General features: G+C 70.0%; 12 protein-coding genes and 3 pseudogenes. 6 read left to right on the forward strand and 9 right to left on the reverse strand.

What is annotated here, in order from left to right:
• Window positions 1-251 precede the first annotated feature (251 nt).
• Together ACZ56U_RS23495 and tkt are read left to right on the forward strand one after the other, a co-directional pair.
• Complete coding sequence (locus ACZ56U_RS23495; protein WP_469085947.1) at window positions 252-557, forward strand: hypothetical protein; 306 nt, start codon at window positions 252-254, stop codon at window positions 555-557.
• 196 nt (window positions 558-753) lie between these two features.
• Complete coding sequence (gene tkt, locus ACZ56U_RS23500) at window positions 754-2,964, forward strand: transketolase (protein WP_469085948.1); 2,211 nt, start codon at window positions 754-756, stop codon at window positions 2,962-2,964.
• Window positions 2,965-3,131: 167 nt separating this feature from the next.
• On the opposite strand, the pseudogene ACZ56U_RS23505 reads toward tkt, so the two are convergent.
• Window positions 3,132-3,257 (reverse strand): annotated as a pseudogene (locus ACZ56U_RS23505) (sigma factor-like helix-turn-helix DNA-binding protein); the annotation flags it as partial.
• A gap of 118 nt (window positions 3,258-3,375) precedes the next feature.
• Window positions 3,376-5,400: a flavin monoamine oxidase family protein gene (locus tag ACZ56U_RS23510; RefSeq protein WP_469085949.1), complete on the reverse strand. Its 2,025-nt coding sequence runs from the start codon at window positions 5,398-5,400 to the stop codon at window positions 3,376-3,378.
• Window positions 5,401-5,691: 291 nt separating this feature from the next.
• On the opposite strand from ACZ56U_RS23510, the gene ACZ56U_RS23515 reads away from it, so the two are divergent.
• The 3 genes from ACZ56U_RS23515 (at window position 5,692) to ACZ56U_RS23525 (ending at window position 9,106) form a co-directional block, all read left to right on the forward strand.
• Window positions 5,692-7,602 (forward strand): CASTOR/POLLUX-related putative ion channel, encoded by a 1,911-nt coding sequence (locus ACZ56U_RS23515; protein WP_469085950.1) that lies wholly within the window; start codon window positions 5,692-5,694, stop codon window positions 7,600-7,602.
• A gap of 600 nt (window positions 7,603-8,202) precedes the next feature.
• Complete coding sequence (locus tag ACZ56U_RS23520; protein WP_469085951.1) at window positions 8,203-8,523, forward strand: hypothetical protein; 321 nt, start codon at window positions 8,203-8,205, stop codon at window positions 8,521-8,523.
• 178 nt (window positions 8,524-8,701) lie between these two features.
• On the forward strand, window positions 8,702-9,106 hold the full coding sequence (locus ACZ56U_RS23525; protein ID WP_469085952.1) for a type II toxin-antitoxin system PemK/MazF family toxin: 405 nt from the start codon (window positions 8,702-8,704) through the stop codon (window positions 9,104-9,106).
• A gap of 168 nt (window positions 9,107-9,274) precedes the next feature.
• Here the strand turns inward: ACZ56U_RS23525 and ACZ56U_RS23530 are convergent, their stop codons facing one another.
• The 5 genes and pseudogenes from ACZ56U_RS23530 to ACZ56U_RS23550 all read right to left on the reverse strand — a co-directional run.
• Entirely contained in the window at window positions 9,275-10,363 is a 1,089-nt protein-coding gene (locus ACZ56U_RS23530; RefSeq protein ID WP_469085953.1) for a lytic polysaccharide monooxygenase, read from the reverse strand.
• A 100-nt stretch (window positions 10,364-10,463) separates the two neighbouring features.
• Complete coding sequence (locus ACZ56U_RS23535) at window positions 10,464-12,674, reverse strand: glycoside hydrolase family 6 protein (protein WP_469085954.1); 2,211 nt, start codon at window positions 12,672-12,674, stop codon at window positions 10,464-10,466.
• A gap of 43 nt (window positions 12,675-12,717) precedes the next feature.
• Window positions 12,718-14,934 carry a glycoside hydrolase family 3 N-terminal domain-containing protein gene (locus ACZ56U_RS23540; protein ID WP_469085955.1) on the reverse strand — a complete coding sequence of 739 codons (2,217 nt, stop codon included), beginning with the start codon at window positions 14,932-14,934 and terminating at the stop codon, window positions 12,718-12,720.
• A gap of 137 nt (window positions 14,935-15,071) precedes the next feature.
• A complete protein-coding gene (locus ACZ56U_RS23545) occupies window positions 15,072-16,202 on the reverse strand; it encodes a glycoside hydrolase family 12 protein (RefSeq protein ID WP_469085956.1) in 1,131 nt (376 codons plus the stop codon).
• A gap of 485 nt (window positions 16,203-16,687) precedes the next feature.
• Window positions 16,688-16,870, reverse strand: a pseudogene (locus ACZ56U_RS23550) (AMP-binding enzyme); the annotation flags it as partial.
• A 327-nt stretch (window positions 16,871-17,197) separates the two neighbouring features.
• On the opposite strand from ACZ56U_RS23550, the gene ACZ56U_RS23555 reads away from it, so the two are divergent.
• Window positions 17,198-17,956 (forward strand): MerR family transcriptional regulator, encoded by a 759-nt coding sequence (locus tag ACZ56U_RS23555; RefSeq protein ID WP_469085957.1) that lies wholly within the window; start codon window positions 17,198-17,200, stop codon window positions 17,954-17,956.
• 213 nt (window positions 17,957-18,169) lie between these two features.
• Here ACZ56U_RS23555 and ACZ56U_RS23560 read toward each other — a convergent pair.
• Window positions 18,170-18,904 (reverse strand): annotated as a pseudogene (locus ACZ56U_RS23560) (transposase).
• Window positions 18,905-19,119: 215 nt separating this feature from the next.
• Window positions 19,120-20,592: an FAD-dependent monooxygenase gene (locus ACZ56U_RS23565; RefSeq protein ID WP_469085958.1), complete on the reverse strand. Its 1,473-nt coding sequence runs from the start codon at window positions 20,590-20,592 to the stop codon at window positions 19,120-19,122.
• Window positions 20,593-20,623: the final 31 nt, after the last annotated feature.

The following is a 20,623-nucleotide window of genomic DNA, read 5'->3' on the forward strand; positions in this document are numbered from 1 at the left end:
CGACCGTCCTCCCACGGCACGAGATGGTCAAGGACGTGCTCCGCGGAGACTGATCCCCGTGCTCTTCTCCGGTGACCCACCGCGGAGCCCGGACGGCTGCGCCCCGCAGCTGGTCACAGCTGGAGACCCCTCGCGGCACGAGTCCTGTTTGCCCCTCTTCACGTGGGTACTCGGAAGGGGCACGCCGATCTTCAGGGAATATCCCATCGGAGTGCGGCAACCTTTTCCGCAAGCCCAAAGGATGCGCGCCCATGACTACCATGAACCCGGCCGGCAATCCGGCCCACCGCGCGGGCAACGACTCCACGGTTCACCAGACCCGCAGGCTTTCGACCGAGACGAAGTCAGCGCTGAAGACCACCGAGTTCTTCATCTACCTCGCTTCCGTCGTCGCGGTGCTGATCGCCTCCATGGTGGTCGGAGACGACGAGGGTCACGCCGACTACTTCCGAGCCGACACGGCATGGCTGTACATCGTCATCTTGACCGTCGGCTACATGATCAGCCGAGGACTGGCCAAGTCGGGCAGCCGCGACCCCTACGACGACAACCGCTGAGCGCGCCTTCACCAGGCTCCGAAAGCCCATCGGGGACAGAGGTAAAAGATCTTCCCCTTCGTACCAGGCCCGCCACCAGGCGCACAGCGCCAGGCGGGCTTTCTCTCGTTCAACCCGTGGCCGGCTCTCGCCACTCGCGCAAGGGGCCGGCCACATCACCCGAAGTCCAGCTGAACCGATTCGTCAGGAGAACTGCATGGCAAGCAAGGAGTCGAGCATCCAGCGGAACAGGTCGGTGCCCCTGCCGGTGGCGGAGCGGGCCGGCTGGGACCCGGTGGACGTACGCGCAGTGGACACCGCGCGGCTGCTGGCGGCCGACGCGGTCCAGAAGGTGGGCAACGGCCATCCCGGGACGGCGATGAGCCTGGCCCCACTCGCGTACCTGCTGTTCCAGAACGTCATGCGCCACGACCCGAACGACGACCAGTGGCTGGGTCGCGACCGGTTCGTCCTGTCCTGCGGACACTCGAGCCTGACCTTGTACATCCAGCTCTACCTCTCCGGTTACGGACTGCAACTCTCCGACCTGGAGGCGTACCGGACCTGGGACTCGGCCACCCCCGGCCACCCGGAGTACCGCCACACCCGCGGCGTGGAGATCACCACCGGCCCGCTGGGCCAGGGTCTGGCGAGCGCCGTGGGCATGGCGATGGCCGCCCGCCGCGAGCGCGGGCTGCTCGACCCCGACGCCGCGCCGGGCACCAGCCCGTTCGACCACCACGTCTACGTGATCGCCTCGGACGGCGACATGATGGAGGGCGTCACCTCCGAGGCCGCCTCACTGGCCGGCCACCAGGAACTGGGCAACCTGATCACCTTCTACGACTCCAACCACATCTCCATCGAGGACGACACCGACGTCTCCTTCAGCGAGGACGTCCCCGCCCGGTACGCCGCCTACGGCTGGCACGTGCAGACCGTGGACTGGACCCGCACCGGCTCCTACGTCGAAGACGTCGACGCGGTGCTGGCCGCCGTCGAGGAGGCCAAGCGCCAAACCGACCGCCCGTCGCTGATCATGCTGCGCACCCTGATCGGCTGGCCCGCGCCGAACAAGCAGAACACCGGGAAGGCGCACGGCTCGGCGCTGGGCGACGACGAGGTCGCCGCCACCAAGGAGGTGCTGGGCTTCGACCCGGAACACACCTTCACCGTGGAGGACGACGTCCTGCGCCGGGCCCGCGCCGTGGCCGACCGGGGCCGCGAAGCCCACACCGAGTGGGAGCGCGGCTTCACGGCCTGGCGGGAGGCGAACCCGGACCGCGCCGCGCTGCTCGACCGGCTGCAAGCGCAGGAACTGCCCGACGGCTGGGCCGACGCGCTGCCCACGTTCCCGGCCGACGCGAAGGGCATGGCCACCCGCAAGGCGTCCGGCCAGGTCCTCACCGCACTGGCGCCGGTACTGCCGGAGCTGTGGGGCGGCTCGGCGGACCTGGCCGAGAGCAACAACACCACCATGGACGGCGAGCCCTCCTTCGTCCCCGCCGACCGGCAGACCAAGGAGTGGAAGGGCGGCCCGTACGGCCGCACCCTGCACTTCGGCATCCGCGAGCACGCGATGGGCGCCATCCTCAACGGCATCGCCCTGCAGAGCCTGACCCGCCCCTACGGCGGCACCTTCCTGACCTTCTCCGACTACATGCGCCCCGCCGTACGCCTGGCCGCGCTGATGCAACTGCCCGCCGTCTACGTCTGGACCCACGACTCCATCGGACTGGGCGAGGACGGCCCCACCCACCAACCCGTGGAACACCTGGCGGCGCTGCGCGCCATCCCCGGTCTGGACGTGGTGCGCCCCGCCGACGCGAACGAGACCGCAGCCTGCTGGCGAACCATCCTGGAACACCGGGACCGGCCCGCCGGCCTGATCCTGACCCGGCAGAACCTGCCCGTCCTCGACCGCGACAGCGGAGCGTACGCCCCCGCGCAAGGCGCCGCTCGAGGCGCATACGTCCTGGCCGACACGGCGGACGGCGCCGCGCCGGACGTCATCCTGATCGCGACAGGTTCCGAGGTCCAGATCGCCCTGGACGCCCGCGAACTGCTGGCGGCCGACGGTCTCGGGGTGCGGGTGGTGTCGATGCCGTGCCGCGAGTGGTTCGCCGCCCAGTCCCCGGCCTACCAGGACGACGTGCTGCCGCCGTCCGTGCGCGCGCGTGTCAGCGTCGAGGCCGCGGTCGGACAGGGCTGGCGCGAGGTGGTCGGCGACGCCGGACGGATCGTGAGCCTGGAGCACTACGGCGCCTCCGCCGACTACCAGCGCCTGTACGACGAGTTCGGCATCACGCCGCTAGCCGTCGCAGAGGCCGCCCGCGACAGCATCCACGACACCCGGCAGGCACCGCGTCCGGGCGGCCACCAGCGCACCTCCGCCCCCACCGACGGCGGCACCGGCGACCGCCCCTGACGGGACCCGCCAACGACGGAGATCTCGGCCGGTTCGGCGGGGCACGCCCGCTCCGTCCGACCTGCGGCTCCGACAAAGGGGGCCTGCCCGGCGTGATGCCGGGCAGGCCCCCTCTTCGCGGTCTCAGCGCCTTTCCGAAACTCCCGGCCTCGGGCCGACAGTCGTCGAGAGGTGCAGAGCATGCCTTCACGCAGGCGGGCCAAGAGGCACGTGATCAGCCGCGAGACGTGGATCTGGGAGACGCCGAGACGTTCGGCGGTCCGGGCCTGGGTGAGTTCCTCGACGAACCGCCAGCGGCAATGCCATTCGTTGGAGGGGCGGTCCGGCAAGACCGCCCCTGACACATCATCACCTGACTACACTCCCGGCGATGCCTCTGACCAGGCCAGACAGAGAACCGCTGCTGGAGTATCAGGCGGGCCGTCGAAGGGGGCGCGAGGTGTGGACCTCCAGGGCGGCGCGGACCGCCGACTCCAGGGCGCCCTCGATCCAGGCCGGCTTGAGGGAGGTGTGGTCACCCGCGAAGTGCATCGGGCCCTCGGGCACGGGGATGGAAGGCAGCAACTCGGTGTGCTGGCCGGGCAGTAGTACGGACGCTTCTCCGTACGCGTAGGGGTCGCGCAGCCAACTCTGGGTGCGTCCGGCGCCGGTGTAGAAGACCTCGACGCGCTGGCCGTAGACCTCCTGCAGTCCGCACAGGGCGTGCGGGTAACGGGCCTCGTCGTCCAGGGAGTCCCAGCGAAGTGCGTCGTCCGCCCAGCTGTAGGACGCCAGCACCACTCCGCCGGAGCTGCCGGGCACCGGGTGGGAGGGGTGGTACATGAACCGGTTGGCGCTGTCCGACACCGAGCCGCCGCCCACGACGTGGGTGGCCTCGGGCTGGTCCCGGGACACGGCCCGGTTGGCGGCGTAATGAGTGCGCTGGCCCGGGCTGATGTGGCCGGCCGGCACGGAGGGATGGGCACCCAGCAGGCTGCCGTCGGCGGGTGCCCGGCCGGTGCGGTAGGCGTCGTACAGCTTCGAGTCGATCCGGCCCAGCTCGCGCTTCCAGTCGGCCTCCGTGAACTCCCACCAACGGTGGCTGAACTCCAGCAGCACCTTCGTGGCGCTGTCATAGTGCAGCTCCGCGACCGCGCGGCGCTTGCGGTATGACATCAGGGGGCTGATCTGTACGTGCCGCAGACCGGAGAAGGGCACGGTGACCACGGCGGCGTCCGCGGTGAACTGCTCGCGCACCACCGGACCGTCACGCCCCTCGGACACCGTGTCCACCCACACCTGAGGGCCCGTGCGACCGACGTGCCGGGTGTCGGAGGAGGGGCGGTCGGGATCGTGGTACTCGATGCGGGTGACCCTGCGGTCGAACCGGACCGTGTCGCGCACCCGCGTCAGCAGCGCGTCCGGCAGCACCGCAGTGCCGCCCTCCAGCTCCCAGAAGGCGGTGTCGGGGCTGATGAGGGAGGAGCCGATGAAGCTGTGGATGAACGACAGGGGCAGACGCGACGTGAGGTTCTCCAGAGTGCCGATCAGGTCGACCGTGCGCTCGTCCAGCCCCGCGTGCTCGGTCAGGAAGCGGAACATCGACCAGTCGCCGAACCGCTGAATGACCCTGGCCCAGCCCTGCACCCGTTCCGGCAGCGGCTTGTCGACCCGCTTGCCGTCGGCGCCCAGGGTGCTGAACTCGTCGCGCACCGGATCCAGTACCGACCGAAGGATGGCCCCGGCGGGAGTGTCCCAGCGGGCGCGCGGCACGCCGAAGGACCGGTTGATGCGCCGGGGCGCGCGGGCGTACTCCGCACGCCGCATCCGGAGGCCGTTGACGTAGATCCAGGTGCGGCTGGCGGGCCGGCCGTCACCGTCGACGTCGACGTAGTGGAAACGCCGCTTCTTCAGGTCCAGTTGGTCGATCAGCCCCATCACCAAGGGGTGGCTGCCGGGCAGGCGCATGGCGCCCGCCTCGGCGTACTGGCGGGGGTCGGCGAAGGGTTGCGTCGCCCGCTCGTGGCCGCCGCGGCGGAAGGTCTTGATGCGTCCGCCCGCCCGGTTGCCGTTCGCCTCGAGAACGGTCACGTGATGGCCGGCCCGCTTCAGCAGTAACGCCGTCACCAGACCTGCCGGGCCGGCTCCGATGACAAGGACCTTCTTGGGTGCGCCAGCCCGCCGGGTGGGCAGTCCCTCCTTGAGTACGTGCTCGTAGTGTGGGACCAAGGGGCGGTCGTGGTCGTCCACGACCAGCAGGGCCCGGGCCACAGCCAGGCACCTGTCGAAGTCCGCGCCCCGGGTGGGCGCCGGTGCGGCCGGGGCCTGCACGGGCATGGCCGTGGCAGGCGCGCCACTGGCCAGAGCCGTGGCCGCCGCTGCCGTTCCCGCCGCCGTTGCGAAGCTTCGCCTGGACAGGCCCGAACCTGCCACGACGGCTTTGTGATCTTCAGTCATGACCCACTTGTAACGGTGGGCCGACCCGACTCGCCCGACTGTGCTGCGGCGTTGCCCCGAACGAGCGATGCCGGGTCGAACCGCTGACGCACAGTCGGACGTCTGCGGAGCGCGCCTTCGGCGACGTCCCCGAAGGGATGAAAGACAGACGGTGACCCGCGTGTCGGGCCGGCTCATCGGCACACTTCCAGATGGCCGGGTGGCCGTGCGTGGTTGGCGGGGGAACGGGCGGGACGAACCGGAGCGGCATGGCTGCCGCCGCCGGAAGTCCCGGCAGAACAGGGGGCAGGCGTGGGACAAGGGACTTCACTCAAAGGCCGGGCACGCTACTGGTTCGACACCACGTTGACCCGCGGCACCTCCGCGCTCGTCGGCTGGCTGGCCGTGGGCTGTCTCGTCGTCGTCTTCCCGGTGAGCGCCGTGCTGGTGTGGACGGACCCGCATGCGCCCACGTCCCGTTCGGGGAGGCTGGCAGCGGTCTGGCGTCTCAGCGGTGAGACACTGCGGCTCGGCGGGGCGACAGGCCCGCTCCTGCGCGTGCTGTTGTCGGTACTGCTCGCCCTGGTCGCCCTGGTGTACGTCTCGACCCTCGTCGGTCTGATCACCACCGGACTGACCGAGCGGCTCACCGCACTGCGGCGGGGCCGCTCCACCGTCATCGAGCAGGGGCACTCGGTGGTGCTGGGCTGGTCCGAGCAGGTGTTCACGGTGGTGAGCGAACTGGTGGCCGCCAACGCCAATCAGCGGTACGGCGCGGTGGCCGTACTGGCCGACCGGGACAAGACCACGATGGAGGAGGCCCTCGGCAGCAAGGTGGGCACCACCGGCCGTACCCGGCTTGTCTGCCGCAGCGGTTCTCCCACCGACCCCGATCTGCTCGCCCTGACCAACCCCGGTGCGGCCAGTGCTGTGCTGGTGCTGCCTCACGACGATCCGTCAGCGGATCCGGAAGTGGTCAAGACACTGCTGGCGCTGCGGGCCACACTCGGCGGGCAGGAAAGCCCGCCGGTCGCCGCCGCCGTCAGAGACGACCGGTACCGTCTGGCGGCCTCCCTCGCCGCGGGATCAAACGGCACCGTCCTGGAGAGCGACGCGATCACCGCCCGGCTGATCGTTCAGTCCGCCCGCCGTCCGGGACTCTCCCTGGTGTACCGCGATCTCCTGGACTTCGCCGGAGACGAGTTCTACCTCACCTCGGACCCGGCGCTGACCGGCCGGTCCTTCGGCGACACGCTGCTGGCCTACGCCACCTCCAGCGTGGTCGGCCTGCTGCGCGACGGCAGGCCCGTGCTGAACCCGCCGCCACAGACCCTGCTCGGCCCCGGCGACCGGCTGATCGTCATCACGCGGGACGACGACACCGCGCGGCTCAGCGACTGCTCCGGGCTCGTCGACGAGTCGGTGATGACTCCCTGGCAGCCGGTGAACGCCCGGCCCGAACGGGTCCTGATCCTCGGCTGGAACCGGCGGGCCTCACTCATCGTCGACCAGTTCGGCCGGTACGCCGTGCACGGCTCGGTCATCGCCGTGGTCGCGGACCCGAAGGAGGTGACGGCCGAGCAGGTACGGGACGCCGGTACGGACTTCGCTCCCCGTCTGACCATGACCTTCCGGCCTGGGGACGTCACCCGGCCCGAGACATTACGGTGCCTGGAGATCGACTCGTACGACAGCGTCGTCGTGCTCGGCCCGGACCTCGTTCCGGGACAGCGGCCCGACGAGGCCGACAACCGGACCCTCGTCACGCTCCTCGTTCTGCACATGCTGGAACAGGAGACCGGACGGGAGCTGCCGGTGGTCACCGAGATGACCGACGACCGCAACCGGACGCTCGCGCCCATCAGCCCCGGAGCCGACGTGATCATCAGCGGAAAACTCATCGGCCTGCTGATGGCTCAGATCTCCCAGAACCGGCACCTGGCCGCTGTGTTCGAGGAACTGTTCTCCCTCACCGGCAGTCAGATCCACCTGCGACCGGCGGCGTCCTACGTCCTGCCCGGCAGTGACGCGTCCTTCGCCACGGTCGTCGCAGCGGCGCAGCAGCGCCGCGAATGCGCCATCGGTTACCGCCGACACGACCGATCCACGGCCGTCCCCGACCACGGAGTGCGTATCAACCCGGACAAGAACGAGCGACGGCGCTGGACCGATCGCGACGAAGTCGTCGTGATCACACAGGCTGATACCGCCCCCGGCGTGTGATCGGTGATGCCGACCCACCGGACGAGCGCAGCGGGTGCGGCTGCCACGACTGAAGCCGCGGTGGAGATGGCGGCGGTGAGGATGGTTCTGGACGATCTCCGGGCCCGAGAAGGCGTGCGGGCAGCAGGTGACTGCATCAGCTTGAGCTGTCACGGGAGACACATGAAGCAGCCCCGCCTGCCCCGCAACCGCGTTCTGATACGGGCCGGAATCGGCCCTACCTCTTCAGATTGCCAGAACAGGACAAGAGCGTGTGAATCGGCACCAAAAATCTGAGGAATGCTCAGTTCCTGCCCTAGATATGACAAGTGACTTGACTGAAAGCGCTTCCTTTCCCGGTTTTCAGCAGCCCGCCCTGCCTCTATGCGCCGGATTCCAGACAAGTTCAGTCCGCTCACCTGCGACTTCGACCTTATGGGACGACACACTGCGTCCTGGTTCATACGGAAACGCCCAGGGAGGAAAGTTGTCTCGTAGGCCGCGCCCGCCCCAAGAACGCCCCTGTGCGCATCTCTTCACCGAATGCACACTTACAGCGTCCGGCGAGCCCGACCGTATCCGCGGCAGCAGCCGCCGCTTCGAGCAGAGGATTTTCCCGCGATGACCGAGCCGGGCAGACCCACGCCCACATGCCGCGCGCGCAGCCCGCACCGCGCCACACCCGGCCGGCTCACCCGCGCCGTCCAGTACACCGGCCGCCTGCTCTGCTGGAGCCTCGCCACCGCCATGGCGCTGGCCGCCACCGACCTCCTGCTCGACCCCCACGCCCCCTGGTGGCCCTACACCTGGCCCGCACCCTGGATCCTCACCTGTGTCTCCACCCTCGCCTGGGCACTGCTGCGAGCCCACGAGAAGAACACCGCCGAGCCGCCGACCGACGACGAAGACCCCTACCAGGACGAGTGGGAACACGCCGCTTAGACGTCGGTTCTTCCCGATGCCCCATCCAGTGATGCGTAGTTGGTCCTGTGATGTCGGGTCGCGCCGGCAGATGGTGTACTCGTCGGTCAGGCGGCGGGCCATGAGGCCCGTCATGGCGAGGTGGATCATGGCTTCGGAGCGGTGCGGGTTCGCCCGCCCTCCCGTGTCAGGAGGACATGTGCAACGTGGCGAAGTCTGGTGGGTGGGGTCCGACGAGCGGCGACTGTTCGTACTGCTGTCGGGAGATGACCCGTCCGGGATCCGGGCGATGCAGGTCGTCGCGCCGGCGGGCGTCGACATGAGCGGTCTGGGCGTCGAAGTGCGAGTTGGCGCCACGGAAGGGCTGCCCTTCGAGGGCGTGCTGCGGCTCGCGTTCCCGCGTCCGGGCTTTACCCCATGCACGTGGGTGACCACCGTGTCACGGGATGGCCTGATCGAGCGGGTGGCCGTCCTGTCCTCGGCGAAGCTCAGCGAGATTGACGATGCCCTCCGACTCGCTGAACAACCACAGGAGCAGACCCCGGCAATGACCGCGAAGCTCAGCGAGATGAGGGACGCCCTCCGTCGCGGTGAACTCGGGTAGGGGAAGAAGGAGCCGACGGCGTGGGCGGTCTCGGCCAGATGGTCGACGCTGTCCGACTGTTGCCCCGGCGACCCTCACCGTTGAGATCACTCCCCCGCCCGCTGAGCTCCGCGCACACGAGAGCGCCGGCTCCCCGCAGTGCGGGAGCCGGCGTCTCGGCGGGACTTCTTACGGGGTGACGCAGCCGATCGAGCCGACCGGATGGTTGTTGCCGGTGGAGGTGGCGGTGAATCCGAAGGTCACGCTGCCGTCCGGCGCGACGGTGCGGTTGTAGTCGACGTTTCTGACCGTGACCGTGCCGTCCGTGCCGGAACTGAGTGTGCCGCTCCAGACACTGCTGATCCGGGTACCGGTGCCCGGCTGCCAGCGCACGGCCCAGCCGTTCATCGCTGTCGTGTTGTGGTTCATCACCTGCACAGAGCCCTGGAAGCCTCCGTTCCAGGCGTTGGTCACCGAGTAGACGGCCATGCAGCCGCTGTGCGGGTCGGTCGGGGTGGGGGTCGGCGTGGGCGTGGGGGTCGGCGTCGGGGTGCCGCCCGAGCCGCGGATGCCGGTCACCTCGCCGTTGCCGCCGTCGAAGACGATGTCGGAACAGGAGAAGAAGTTCTCCTGGCTGTCCGAGCGCACCCACTGGATGAACAGCACCGCGTCGCCCGAGCGGCCCGAGGGCAGGTTCAGGTTCCAGTAGTAGTGACCGGAGTCGCTGCCCACCGAACCCGACTGGGCGGGGTTGGTGACGGTCTGGATGAGCTCCAGGTCGCCCCAGCCCAGCGGGGAGCTGGGCGAGTAGCCGGGCTTGGACAGATACACCCGGAAGTCACCCGGGTGCGCCGCCCAGTTGCTGTACCGGACCTGCATGCTCTTCCCGGAGGTCAGATGCGTGCGGGGCCAGTCGGCGCGGGCGGCGTTGTAGCCGGTGAAGTTGTACGGGGAGCGGTCACCGGCGCTGCACAGCTTGCCGTCGGGTACGTAACCGGCGCCGCGGCCGCCCGCGTTGGAGTCGAGCACGGCGAACCAGTTGTACAGCGCCGTCGATCCGCTCTCGGCCAGCGCGGCCTTGCACGCCGGGTTCGTCGGGTCCAGGGCGCCGGTGCCGGTCTTGGCGTCCTGGTAGCAGAGATACGTCCGCGAGCCGGGCATCATCGCCACCCCGTGTGCCTGCGCGCTGCCCTGGCCGAGCAAGGCCAGACCGAGACCGCTCAGCAGGGTGGCGAGCACCGCCGCCCAGGAGAGGAGCCGGTTTCTGCGTCGAACCATGGTGCCTCCTGTCGTTCCGTGGCTGTCCGCTGTGGAGCCCCCGCCCGCCCGGGGAACAGGTCGCTCCGGGCGGGCGAGGGAGTGTGGGGAGGTAGGCGGATCAGGCGGGCGGTGCGCCCCAGGCCAGGGTGGTGCCGAGGTAGCCGGGGATCGCAGGGGCGTCGGTGTAGGACGTGGCAGTCGTGCGGCTGTAGTCGCCGACCTCGTTGAACGCGGACCAGTCGGACTTGGCCATGCGCAGCTGGAGGTCACCGGTGTCCCGGCCCGCGGCCAGCGAGCCGGCCGAGAAGGCGACCTCCAGATAGGCGTCCGCGCCCGCCACGGGGGTGCTCAGCGGGACAACCCTGAGCTTGACGTTGGAGCAGCCGACCGCGGCGTAGTCGCACCAGGCGCTCACCGTGGACGAGCCGCCATCCCGGGTGAAGTAGTAGCGGGCGGTCACCCCGGTCAGGTCGACAGCGGCGCTGCCGGTGTTGGTGATCCGCAGGCCGGGGCGGATGGCGTTGTCGGTGGCCGAGGAGTCGTTGTTCTTGTAGGCGACCTTGAGACCGCCCGCCGGGTCGGGACCGCCGCCGCCCGTCTCGGTGGTGACGCTCAGCGCTGCGGATGCGGCGGAGACGTTCCCGGCCGCGTCACGGGCCCGCACGGTGTAGCTGTAGGCCGTGGCGGCGCTCAGCCCGGTGTCCGTGTACGTGGTGCCGGAGGCCGGCGAGCCGACCCGGGTGCCGTTGCGGTACACGTCGTACCCGGTCACACCCACGTCGTCGGTGGCCGCGGTCCAGGCCAGGGAGACGCTGCTCGCGGTCTTCGCGGTGGCCCGCAGTCCGGCCGGGGCGGTCGGGGCGGTGGTGTCACCCGGGTCGGTGCCGCCCGTCGGCACGGCGGGGTAGGCGTTGCGTACCAGCATCTGGAACTGGTTGTGGAACCAGTGGCCGGCCAGCGGCGCGTCGGGCAGTGCCCCGGTCTTGTTGTTGCCGGCGTTGGGCGCGGTGTAGTCCGGGTCGCACATCGGGTCCGCCTTCTTGCCCTCCTCGTTGGGGATGTCCTTGCTGGCCCCGTCGGACTCCCCCGGCGGCTTCACCCACAGGAAGGCGTCGAAGTGCGAGTCCGGGTATCCGGAGGGTGCGGCCTGCGGCGGCTGTCCGAGTCCGGCTCCGCTCACGTTGCACCACAGTCCGCGGTGGGCGCGCCGGTCGACCTTGGACTCCGTGACGTAGGTGTCGAGGGTGGTGCTGGTGCTCTCGGCGGTGGGCCGGGCCGAGCCGCCCCAGCCATTGCGGGAGGTGTCGACCACCATGCCGGTGGAGGCGGGCCAGCCCGCCGAGACCAGCGCCCGGTGCACGTTCTTGGTGAAGTCCACCTCGTCGAAGTTCGGGTTCCACTCGTAGAACTTGCCCGACTTGACCGGGTTGCCGCCGACGCTCTTGTCGGGGTTGGTAAGGAAAGGCTCCTCCAGTGGCGTGGCGTTGGCGACGTTGGTGACCAGCCCGTCGACGCTGCTCAGCCCGGCCGCGGTGCCCCTGGCCACCTCGGTGTACTGCTGCACGGTCTGGGAGAGGTTGTTGTCCCAGCCGAGCCAGCCTGAGTGCGCGTAGTCCAGGTAGGTGTACACGTTCGGGATGGCGTGCAGCTTGTCCAGGGCGTACCGGATGCCCTCGACGTATATGCCGCTGCTCTTGGCCTGGCCGCATTCGGGGTCGGAGGTGTTGGTGACCAGGTTGGGCAGGCTGTCGGGCTCGACGACCGTGGTGATCCGGATGTCCTGGTACTTGGGGTTCTTGAGGACGTTCGCGATGACGTCGATGTATTCGCTCTTGTAGCGGGCCAACCCGGCCTGGGTGAGCGGGAGTTCGCCACTGGAGGCGAGGGCGGCGCAGTCCCGTCCCGGCAGGTCGTACACCACGAAGGTGGCGGTGATCGGCTGTCCGGGCTTCTTCTGGGCGAGCGCCAGGTCGAGGTGGTCGGCCAGGCTCTTGCGCCCCGCGTTGGCCGCACCGCCGTGGACGGCAGCGATCCGGTCCAGCCAGACGGCGGTCGGATAGGTCTTGACCTTCTCCATCTTCGCCTTGAGCGTGGCGTCGGAAGTCTGCGCGATGGACGTGTTCACGAGCTCGGCGTAGTCGGGGTTGACGTAGAAGGACGCCCCCGCGAAGGGGTTGTCGACATGAGTTTCCGCCGCTGCCGCGGGCTGTCCCGCGATCTGGCCGGCCGCCCCGAGCATCAGGGTGGCCAGGGCGGTGGCCAGGGCTGCCGACCGTCGTCGGCGCATGCGCGGCAGCGAGGCGCCGTCGGTTTTGGTCGGGTGGGTCATCGTGCCCTCCTCGGTGGTACGTGCGGGTGTGCCGGTCGTACGTTCAGGAGCCGGTGCACTGCGGAGCGGGCGTGCCCGCGCCGCCGTTGGCGGTGAAGCCGAACGAGGTGGTGGCGCCGGGAGACAGGGCGCCGTTGTGGGCGGCGTTGCGGACGGTCGCGCGGCCTTGGGCCACGGTCAGGGAGCCGTTCCACAAGCTGTTGATGGTGGAGCCGTTGAGGTCCCAGACGACGGACCAACCGGTCAGCGGGCCGGTGCCGGAGTTCTTGACGGTCATCTCCGCCTGGTAGCCGCCGGACCAGGCCGAGACGACCTTGAACTGGGCGGTGCAGGACTTGGGTTGGGGCTCCGGCTCCGGGTCCGGGTCGGGGTCGGGACCGGTGCCGTAGGTCAGGCCGTGCCCGTACGCGAAGAGCGGGCTCTTGCCGTCGCCGTCGTTGATGGGCTGCTGGGAAGCGCTGCGCATCCACGTCATGGGGAGCTTGCCGGTCGGGGCGTAGTCACCGAAGAGCACGTCCGACACTCCGGCGCCCTCGGTGCCGGGCAGCCAGGCCGCCAACAGGGCGCGCCAGTCCGGAAGTTGGGCGGCGATGTCGAGCGGGCGCCCGGAGACCAGGACCACCACGACGGGCACCCCGCTGGCCTTGAGCCGGCTGAGGGTCTGTAGGTCCTCCTGGTCCAGCCCCATGCTGCCGGGCCGGTCGCCGTGCATCTCGGCGTACGGCGTCTCCCCGACCACCGCGACGGCGGCGGTGTAGCTGCCGTCGATGCCGTTGCCGTAGCGGTCGTAGGTGATCCGGGACGGGTCGGTCGCGGCGGCGCGGATGCCCTGGAGGACGGTCGTGCCCTCGGTGACGGGGCCGCTGCGGCCCTGCCAGCCCAGGGTCCAGCCGCCGCTCTGGTTGCCGATGTCGGCGGCGGACTTGCCGGCCACGAACAGCTTGGCGTTCTTCGCCAGCGGCAGGATCGCGCCGTCGTTCTTCAGCAGCACCTGCGACTGCCGCACCGCCTGCCGGGCCAGGGCCCGGTGCTCCGCGGAGCCCACGGTCGGGGTCAACGACCGGTCGGTGAGCGGCCTTTCGAACAGGCCGAGCTGGAACTTCTTGGTGAGGATGCGCCGGTTGGCGTCGTCGACGCGCGCCAGGGGGATCCGCCCGGCGCTCACCTCGCCACGCACCAGGGTGAGGAACTTCTTGTAGTCGTGCGGGACCATCACCATGTCGACGCCCGCGTTGACGGCCGTGGCGATCTCGGCGCCGGTGAATCCGCTCTGCCCGTCCAGCTGGTCGACCGCGGCCCAGTCCGAGACGACGAAGCCGGTGAAGCCCAGCTCGCCCTTGAGCACGTCGGTGACCAGGTACTTGTGCCCGTGCGAGCGCACGCCGTTCCAACTGCTGTAGGACAGCATCACCGAACCCACGCCCCGCCGTACCGCCTCCTGGAAGGGCGGCAGGTGGATCGCGCGCAGCTCGGCCTCGGACAGCTCGGTGTTGCCCTGGTCGACGCCTCCGGTGGTGCCGCCGTCGCCGATGTAGTGCTTGGCCGTGGCCAGTACCGACGCCGGGTCGCCGCCCAGGCCCGTGCCCTGCATGCCGGTGACGAACGTGGCCATGGACGTGGGCAGTTCGGGCTTCTCGCCGAACGACTCGTAGGTGCGGCCCCACCGGTCGTTGCGGGCCACGCACAGACACGGCGCGAAGGACCAGTCGATGCCGGTACCGGCCACCTCCTCGGCCACCGCCCGTCCGACGCGCTGCACCAGCGCCGGGTCACGGGTGGCGCCGAGGCCGATGTTGTGCGGGAAGAGGGTGGCGCCGCGCACCGCGTTGTGGCCGTGCACCGCGTCGATGCCGTAGATCATCGGGATGCCGAGCGGGGTGGTGAGGGCCGTGCGCTGAAGGGAGTCGTAGGTGTCGGCCCAGGTCTGGGCGTTGTTGGGGCTGACCGTCGAGTCGCCGCCGGAGAGCACCGAGCCGATGCGGTAGGTGGCGAGGTCGGACTGCGGGACGAGCGCGTCCTTCTCGATCTGGGTCATCTGCCCGAGCTTGTCGTCGAGCGTCATCCGGGAGAGCAGATCGGTGACCCGCTGGGACACCGGGAGGGAGGGGTCCTGGTACGGCAGGGCGGCGGTGGCCGTGGGGACCTGGGCGGGCGGGGCGGCGGCAAGACCGGTCAGGGCGAGGGTCGCGGCGCACAGCGCGGCGACGAGGGCGGGGCGACGGGTCCGGGAACGCAGGGGTACGGGAGGGCTTGCGGACACGGTGCGGCTCGGGCTCATGGAGTGCGGCCTTTCCGGGTGCGGGCCGGAGGGGCGGACGTGGAGCCGGGGCCCGCCCCCCGTCGGTGCGGGAAGGCGGGGCGGGCCCCGGAGGAGGCCGGTGCGGCGCACCGGCGGGGTCAGGCGCTGGTGCAGGCCGTGCCGTTCAGGGTGAAGGTGCCGGGCTTGGCGAAGGTGCCGCTGTAGGTGCCCTGGAAGCCGAAGGTCTGGCTGCCGCCGGCGGCGATCTGCGCGTTGTGCGCGACGGGAGTCGCCGTCACCGCGCCGGAGGAGCCGGAAAGGGTGGCGTTCCAGGCGCTGGTGACGCGCTGCCCGGAGGGCAGGGTGAAGCCGAGCTGCCAGGTGTTGAGGGCGGTGGTACCGGTGTTCTTGACGGTGACGTCGGCGGTGTAGCCGCCCTGCCAGACGTTGGTCGCGTAGGTCACCTGGCAGGCCGTGGTCGGCCCACCGGGGCCGCCCGGGCCGCCGCCGCCGAGGTTGACGGTGGAGGAGAAGGAGTTCACCGCGAGTCCGGCGCCGTTCTGCCACGGCTCGAACCCGGCCTGGATGCTCGTCAGGTACCAGTTGTTCTGCGCCATCCCCCGGGCGACGGTCTGGTCGACGAAGTCCATGACGTCGAAGCTCCAGCTGCTGATCGCCGAGGGAGCGACGAAGGAGATCACGTCGTTGGAGCCGTTGCTGCCGGTCCACACCTGCCAGGTGCGGCCGCCGACGGTGGCGGTGCCGACCTGCGAGCCGATCGGCTGGATGGAGCCCACCCGGTTGAACCAGATCATGATCTCGGTGCGGTTGACGCCGTCGGTGCGAGGCGTCGGGTCCAGCCAGATGTCGTACGAGGCGTTGTACACGGCGCCCGAGACAAAGCCGTAGGAGATGCTGCTGGGCGCGCTGGAGATGGTGCTGAGCTGCGCCGGAAGGTTGGTGCCCGGCGAACAGTTCGTGTAGTGGCAGCCGTTGAACACCGACGGGTACGACTTCGGGGCGCCGTTGGTGGGCACCGAGCCGTCGGCCTGGGTGAGGCGGAAGCCGGTGTCGGTGGCGGTGACGCACTGGGTGGCGCTGGTGCCCCAGCGGTTGTTCTGCACGACGTAGCGGCCCTGGATGACGGTCGAGCCGAACTGCTCGCAGATCGTGGTGTCGGCCTGGGCCGGCGGCGCGGCGACGAGGAGAGCCGCGAGCGCGGCGAAAGCGGAGAGCAGTGCGGCGAACATGCCGCGCACGGGGCGGGGACGGTGCGGTAACGATCGCATGCGGGTGCCTCTCTCGAACGTGGCTCGGCTGTATCGGGGCCGGTACGGGAGCGCTCCCACCTCCCCACTGATGGGAGCGCTCCCACCCCACTCGTTCGGGTCGGACTGTAGAAGTCCGCCCATGTCCCTGACAACCCCGTGGGCGCGAATGCGTCGAAGGGATTTCGAAGCCGCAGGCCAGGCGGGCACATCGCAACCTTTCGATGGGCAATGGGAGTTGGGAGCGCTCCCGAAAGTTTTCGCCCGGGCCCGTCCGGTGCCCTCGGACCGAGCCGCGCAGCACCGGCCGGGTGCGCAAGATGACATGGCGCCCGGCGACCTCCGGCTGTTCCATCTCCTCCCTCGGCAGCCGCACCAGGCTCCGCCCGATCTGCTCCAGCGTGGGCGGGTCGGCCGGGTCGCGGGGGATGACACAGGCCAGCACCTCCTCACCGGTACCGCTCGTGCGGCACGCCGATCACCCGGACGTCGGCCATCTGAGGACCTTCGCGGGAGTGCTCGAAGGGGGCATTCGCGGTGCCGGAACCCGGCTCCCAGCCGTCGTCGAGGACGACGTGGGCCTTGGTGACGGCGAGGCGTGGCCCGTCCGGGGCGGGCACTACGGCAGCCTCGGGGACTGCCTCGTGCTCCAGCAGCGCCCTCTCCAGCACGACGGGACTGATCCTGTAGCCCGCGCCCTGGAGACATCGCGCCGCGCTCGACCAACGTCAGTTATCCGTCGTCGTCCCTCTGGTAGGTGCCGACGAGGATGCCGAGGATCCTGCTCGCGACCAGGCCGACGATCACCCTGAGTGGTTCGGGGGTGGTGAACACACCGGCACGCCTAGGCCGTGTTTTGGAAGTTACCGGTGTGCTGAGTGGGCCGTCGGGGAACGTCGCGGGCGGCCATCCAGATCGTGAGGGTGCGGGCTTGCGGTTGCCGCTGCGGAAGCTTCTACCGTCCTTAACAGGGCCGGAGAAACCGGCCCGGTGACGCGATCGTGAGGGAGACAGCGATGGACTGGCCTATCGCGGAGGTCGCTCGGATGTCGGGCGTGACCGCCCGGACCCTGCGGCACTACGACGAGGTCGGCCTGCTGCCGCCCGCCCGGATCGGGGCCAACGGCCACCGCTACTACGAGGAGCATCAGTTGCTGCGGCTGCAGCAGATTCTCGTGCTGCGGGCGCTGGGCGTAGGGCTTCCCGAGGTCGGCCGGATCCTGGCTGAGCAGGTCGACGAGGTGGACGCGCTGCGCGGCCACCACCTGCGACTGCTTGCTGAGCGGGACCGGCTCGACGCCCTGGCAGGCACCGTCTCCCGCACGATCGCCGACCTGGAACAGTCCAGAAAGGACGGCAACCCCATGACCATCAACCGACCGGAGAACCTGTTCGAGGGCATCCAGCCCTCCCAGTACCAGGAGAGCTTGCGCGACTTCCCCGAGCACTCCGAGGAAGTTGCCCGAAGGGTCGCCGTAATGACCCCGCAGGACATCGAGGCCGGGCAACGCGAGCGAACGACGCAGATGATCCTGCTGGCCGACCTGATGGCCGCCGGCCACCCGGCCGACGCCGCGCCCGTGCAGGCCCAGATCGACGCCCAGTACCAGGCCATGACCGAACTGAGGACCGTGTCGGCCGAGGAGTACCGCGCCGTCGGGCGCTCCTGCGTGGACAACAGCGCCTGGCGCTCCGCGTACGAGGCGATCGCACCGGGCCTGGCCGCGTACCAGCGCGACGCCATCGAGGCGTACGCCACAACTCGGCTCAGCTGACTGGGCGCCGGGCTGTCACAGGGGGACCAGCCCGGAAAGCAGTTGGTCCGTCGCACCAACAAACTCACCTCGCCCGGCCTATCAGTCGCCGAGCGAGGTGCTGCCCGTCATCGTGACCATCGAGCCCAAGCCGCATGAGTGTTTCCAAACAGCAGAACGATCGCTGCTGGCACTTCGCGAGCAAGTTCACCCGGGGCTGGCACTTACGCCAGGTCACAGCCATTCGTTGATAGCTGCGATAAGGATGCTTGCCTCGAAGCGGACCGCAAGCTTGTCAAACCGGGTCGCCACCGCCCGGTTCCGCTTCAGCCGGTTGATGCCGCACTCAACCGGGTGCCGGGCCTTGTGGTCCTCGCGGTCGAAGGCCGGAGGCCGCCCGCCAGCCGTTCCCCGGCGTTTGCGGTGGCCGGCCTGGTCGGCAGGCTCCGGGATCGTGCAGCGGATTCCGCGCTTTCGCAGGTAGGCGCGGTTGGCGCGTGAGGAGTACCCCTTGTCGCCCCGCACCCGCAGCGGCCGGACACGTGGACGGCCGAGTCCGATGCGAGGCACCCTGATGCCATCCAAAACGGCGGCGAATTGAGGGCTGTCACCACGCTGACCTGCGGTGACCAGGAAGGACAGTAGCCGTTGGCCGCTGATGGGCGCGGCAGATCGTGGAGTCGATGTTGATCTCCCAGGTGATGAGCCCGGCCGCGTCCGCACGGACTTGCAGCCGGGTCAGCGGTTCGGGCCAGGTACCGTCACGCTGCCAGCGGCGGAAAGCCCATAGACCGTCTGCCACGGCCCGTACTGCAACGGCAGATCCCTCCACGGAGCACCGGTCCGCACCCGCCACCGGATCCCGTCGATCAACTTCCGCCGGCCCAACAATGGCCGCCCCACCACCGCGACCGGCAACAGCGGTTCCAAGACGGCCCGATGCTCGTCAGAAAGATCCCCTCGCCCCACACCGAGATCATCGCGATGCGGGACGGGGAACAGAGCCGACTTCCAAAACACGGCCCTAGGGCACCTGGTCAGTCCTGCGACGCACCACCGCGGCCAACCGTGCCTTCGCCGACCCGGAGGACTTTCACTGCCGTCCTACGTGGCCTACGTCGGCTCCAATACCGCCACGACGGCCTCGACGGCTGTCGCACCGGCACCGGTCTCCGACCCAACCACTACGACGACGTCACGCATTCAAGGTCAGCGCCCACATGCCGGGCCACCGCCTCCTCGATCTCCGCCGCGTCCGCGCCCTCCGCCGCCCAGGCCACATATCCGTCGGGCCGTACCAGGACGGTCGTCCGGCGGTCGCCCGCCCAGCGCTCCACGGTCAGCCACCCCTCGCGGACACCGGGACCTTCATACGTCCCCGGCGTGATCAGCACGAATCGGCCGCCGCGCAGCGCCTCGTAGAGCCGGCCGTCCTTCAGGGTGACGTCGGGGACGCGGGTGCCGGTGAGGCGATGGGCGCCGCGGGGGGCGGGGTAGGCGTAGCCGATCCCGGTGATCTGCCCGAGGGCCTTGCGCTGAACGGGCGGGGCCATGTCGACGAACGCGGAGACGAGGGCGCGGGCGGCACGCAGCAGCGGATTTTGCGCGCGGGCCAGCCGGACCAGTCCGCCGCTGCTGCGCAGCACCGCCCTGCCGACGGGGTGGCGCTCGGCCTCGTAGCTGTCGAGGAGCCCTTCGGGTGCCCGGCCCTGGACGGCCGCTGCGAGCTTCCAGCTCAGGTTGGCGGCGTCCTGGAGGCCGGTGTTCATGCCCTGCCCGCCGGCCGGGGAATGGATGTGCGCGGCGTCCCCCGCGAGGAACACCCGCCCGACCCGGTAGTGCGGTGCCTGACGCTCGTCACTGTGGAAACGGGAGAGCCAGCGGGCGTCGTGCATGCCGTAGTCGGTGCCCAGGGCACGGCGGGTGATCTCCTTGACCTCGTCGAGGTCGAGCGGGGCGTCGTCGGAGACCTCGTTGCGGCGGTTCCAGCCCATGACCCGGTACCAACCGTCGCCGAAGGAGGCGATCATCGCGAAGGCGTCGCCGCGGCCGTTGACGGTGAGGACGCCCTCGGGCTTCTCGGCCAGCCGGACATCGGCCAGGATCAGCGACTTGATGACGGAGACACCGGGGAAGTCCAGCCCGATCGCCTCCCGCACGGCGCTCCGATGACCGTCCGCGCCAACGACGTAGGCGGCTCGGCGGGTGACGACCGTCCCGTCCGCGCCGCGCACGTCGAGGTCGACTCCCTCGTCGTCCTGCCGCAGCCCGACGACCTCGCTCTCGTACTCGAACTCGACCCCGGCCTCCCGGGCCCGGCGCTCCAGGAGCCGCTCGACCTCGTATTGCGGGGTGATGAGCAGGAACGGGAAGCGCGAGGGCAGGGTGCTCAGATCGAGGGAGAGGCGGCGGAAGAGCCGTAGGCCGGTGATGGTGTCGCCGGTGGTGAGGAGCGGGTCGGCGAGGCCGCGGGCGTCGAGCTGCTCCAAGGTGCGTGCGTGCACCCCGAAGGCACGGGAGAGGTTGTTGATCTTGCGCGGCCGCCTCTCGACGAGGGTCACGGGGACACCGGCTGTGGCGAGGTCACCGGCGAGGAGAAGGCCGGTGGGGCCGGAGCCTACGACGATCACCGTGCGGTGGGTGGTGGTGCCGTTCATGGTGGCCTCCTGTTGCCGACGCTTGCTTGCC

Source organism: Streptomyces sp. NPDC034103 (genome assembly GCF_055575395.1).

What these genes read in the sequence shown, in the direction of transcription:
- ACZ56U_RS23495 (WP_469085947.1), top strand. Translation starts at nt 252, where the DNA reads ATGACTACCATGAACCCGGCCGGCAATCCGGCCCACCGCGCGGGCAAC.
- tkt (WP_469085948.1), top strand. Translation starts at nt 754, where the DNA reads ATGGCAAGCAAGGAGTCGAGCATCCAGCGGAACAGGTCGGTGCCCCTG.
- ACZ56U_RS23510 (WP_469085949.1), bottom strand. Translation starts at nt 5,400, where the DNA reads ATGACTGAAGATCACAAAGCCGTCGTGGCAGGTTCGGGCCTGTCCAGG.
- ACZ56U_RS23520 (WP_469085951.1), top strand. Translation starts at nt 8,203, where the DNA reads ATGACCGAGCCGGGCAGACCCACGCCCACATGCCGCGCGCGCAGCCCG.
- ACZ56U_RS23530 (WP_469085953.1), bottom strand. Translation starts at nt 10,363, where the DNA reads ATGGTTCGACGCAGAAACCGGCTCCTCTCCTGGGCGGCGGTGCTCGCC.
- ACZ56U_RS23535 (WP_469085954.1), bottom strand. Translation starts at nt 12,674, where the DNA reads ATGACCCACCCGACCAAAACCGACGGCGCCTCGCTGCCGCGCATGCGC.
- ACZ56U_RS23545 (WP_469085956.1), bottom strand. Translation starts at nt 16,202, where the DNA reads ATGCGATCGTTACCGCACCGTCCCCGCCCCGTGCGCGGCATGTTCGCC.
- ACZ56U_RS23555 (WP_469085957.1), top strand. Translation starts at nt 17,198, where the DNA reads ATGGACTGGCCTATCGCGGAGGTCGCTCGGATGTCGGGCGTGACCGCC.
- ACZ56U_RS23565 (WP_469085958.1), bottom strand. Translation starts at nt 20,592, where the DNA reads ATGAACGGCACCACCACCCACCGCACGGTGATCGTCGTAGGCTCCGGC.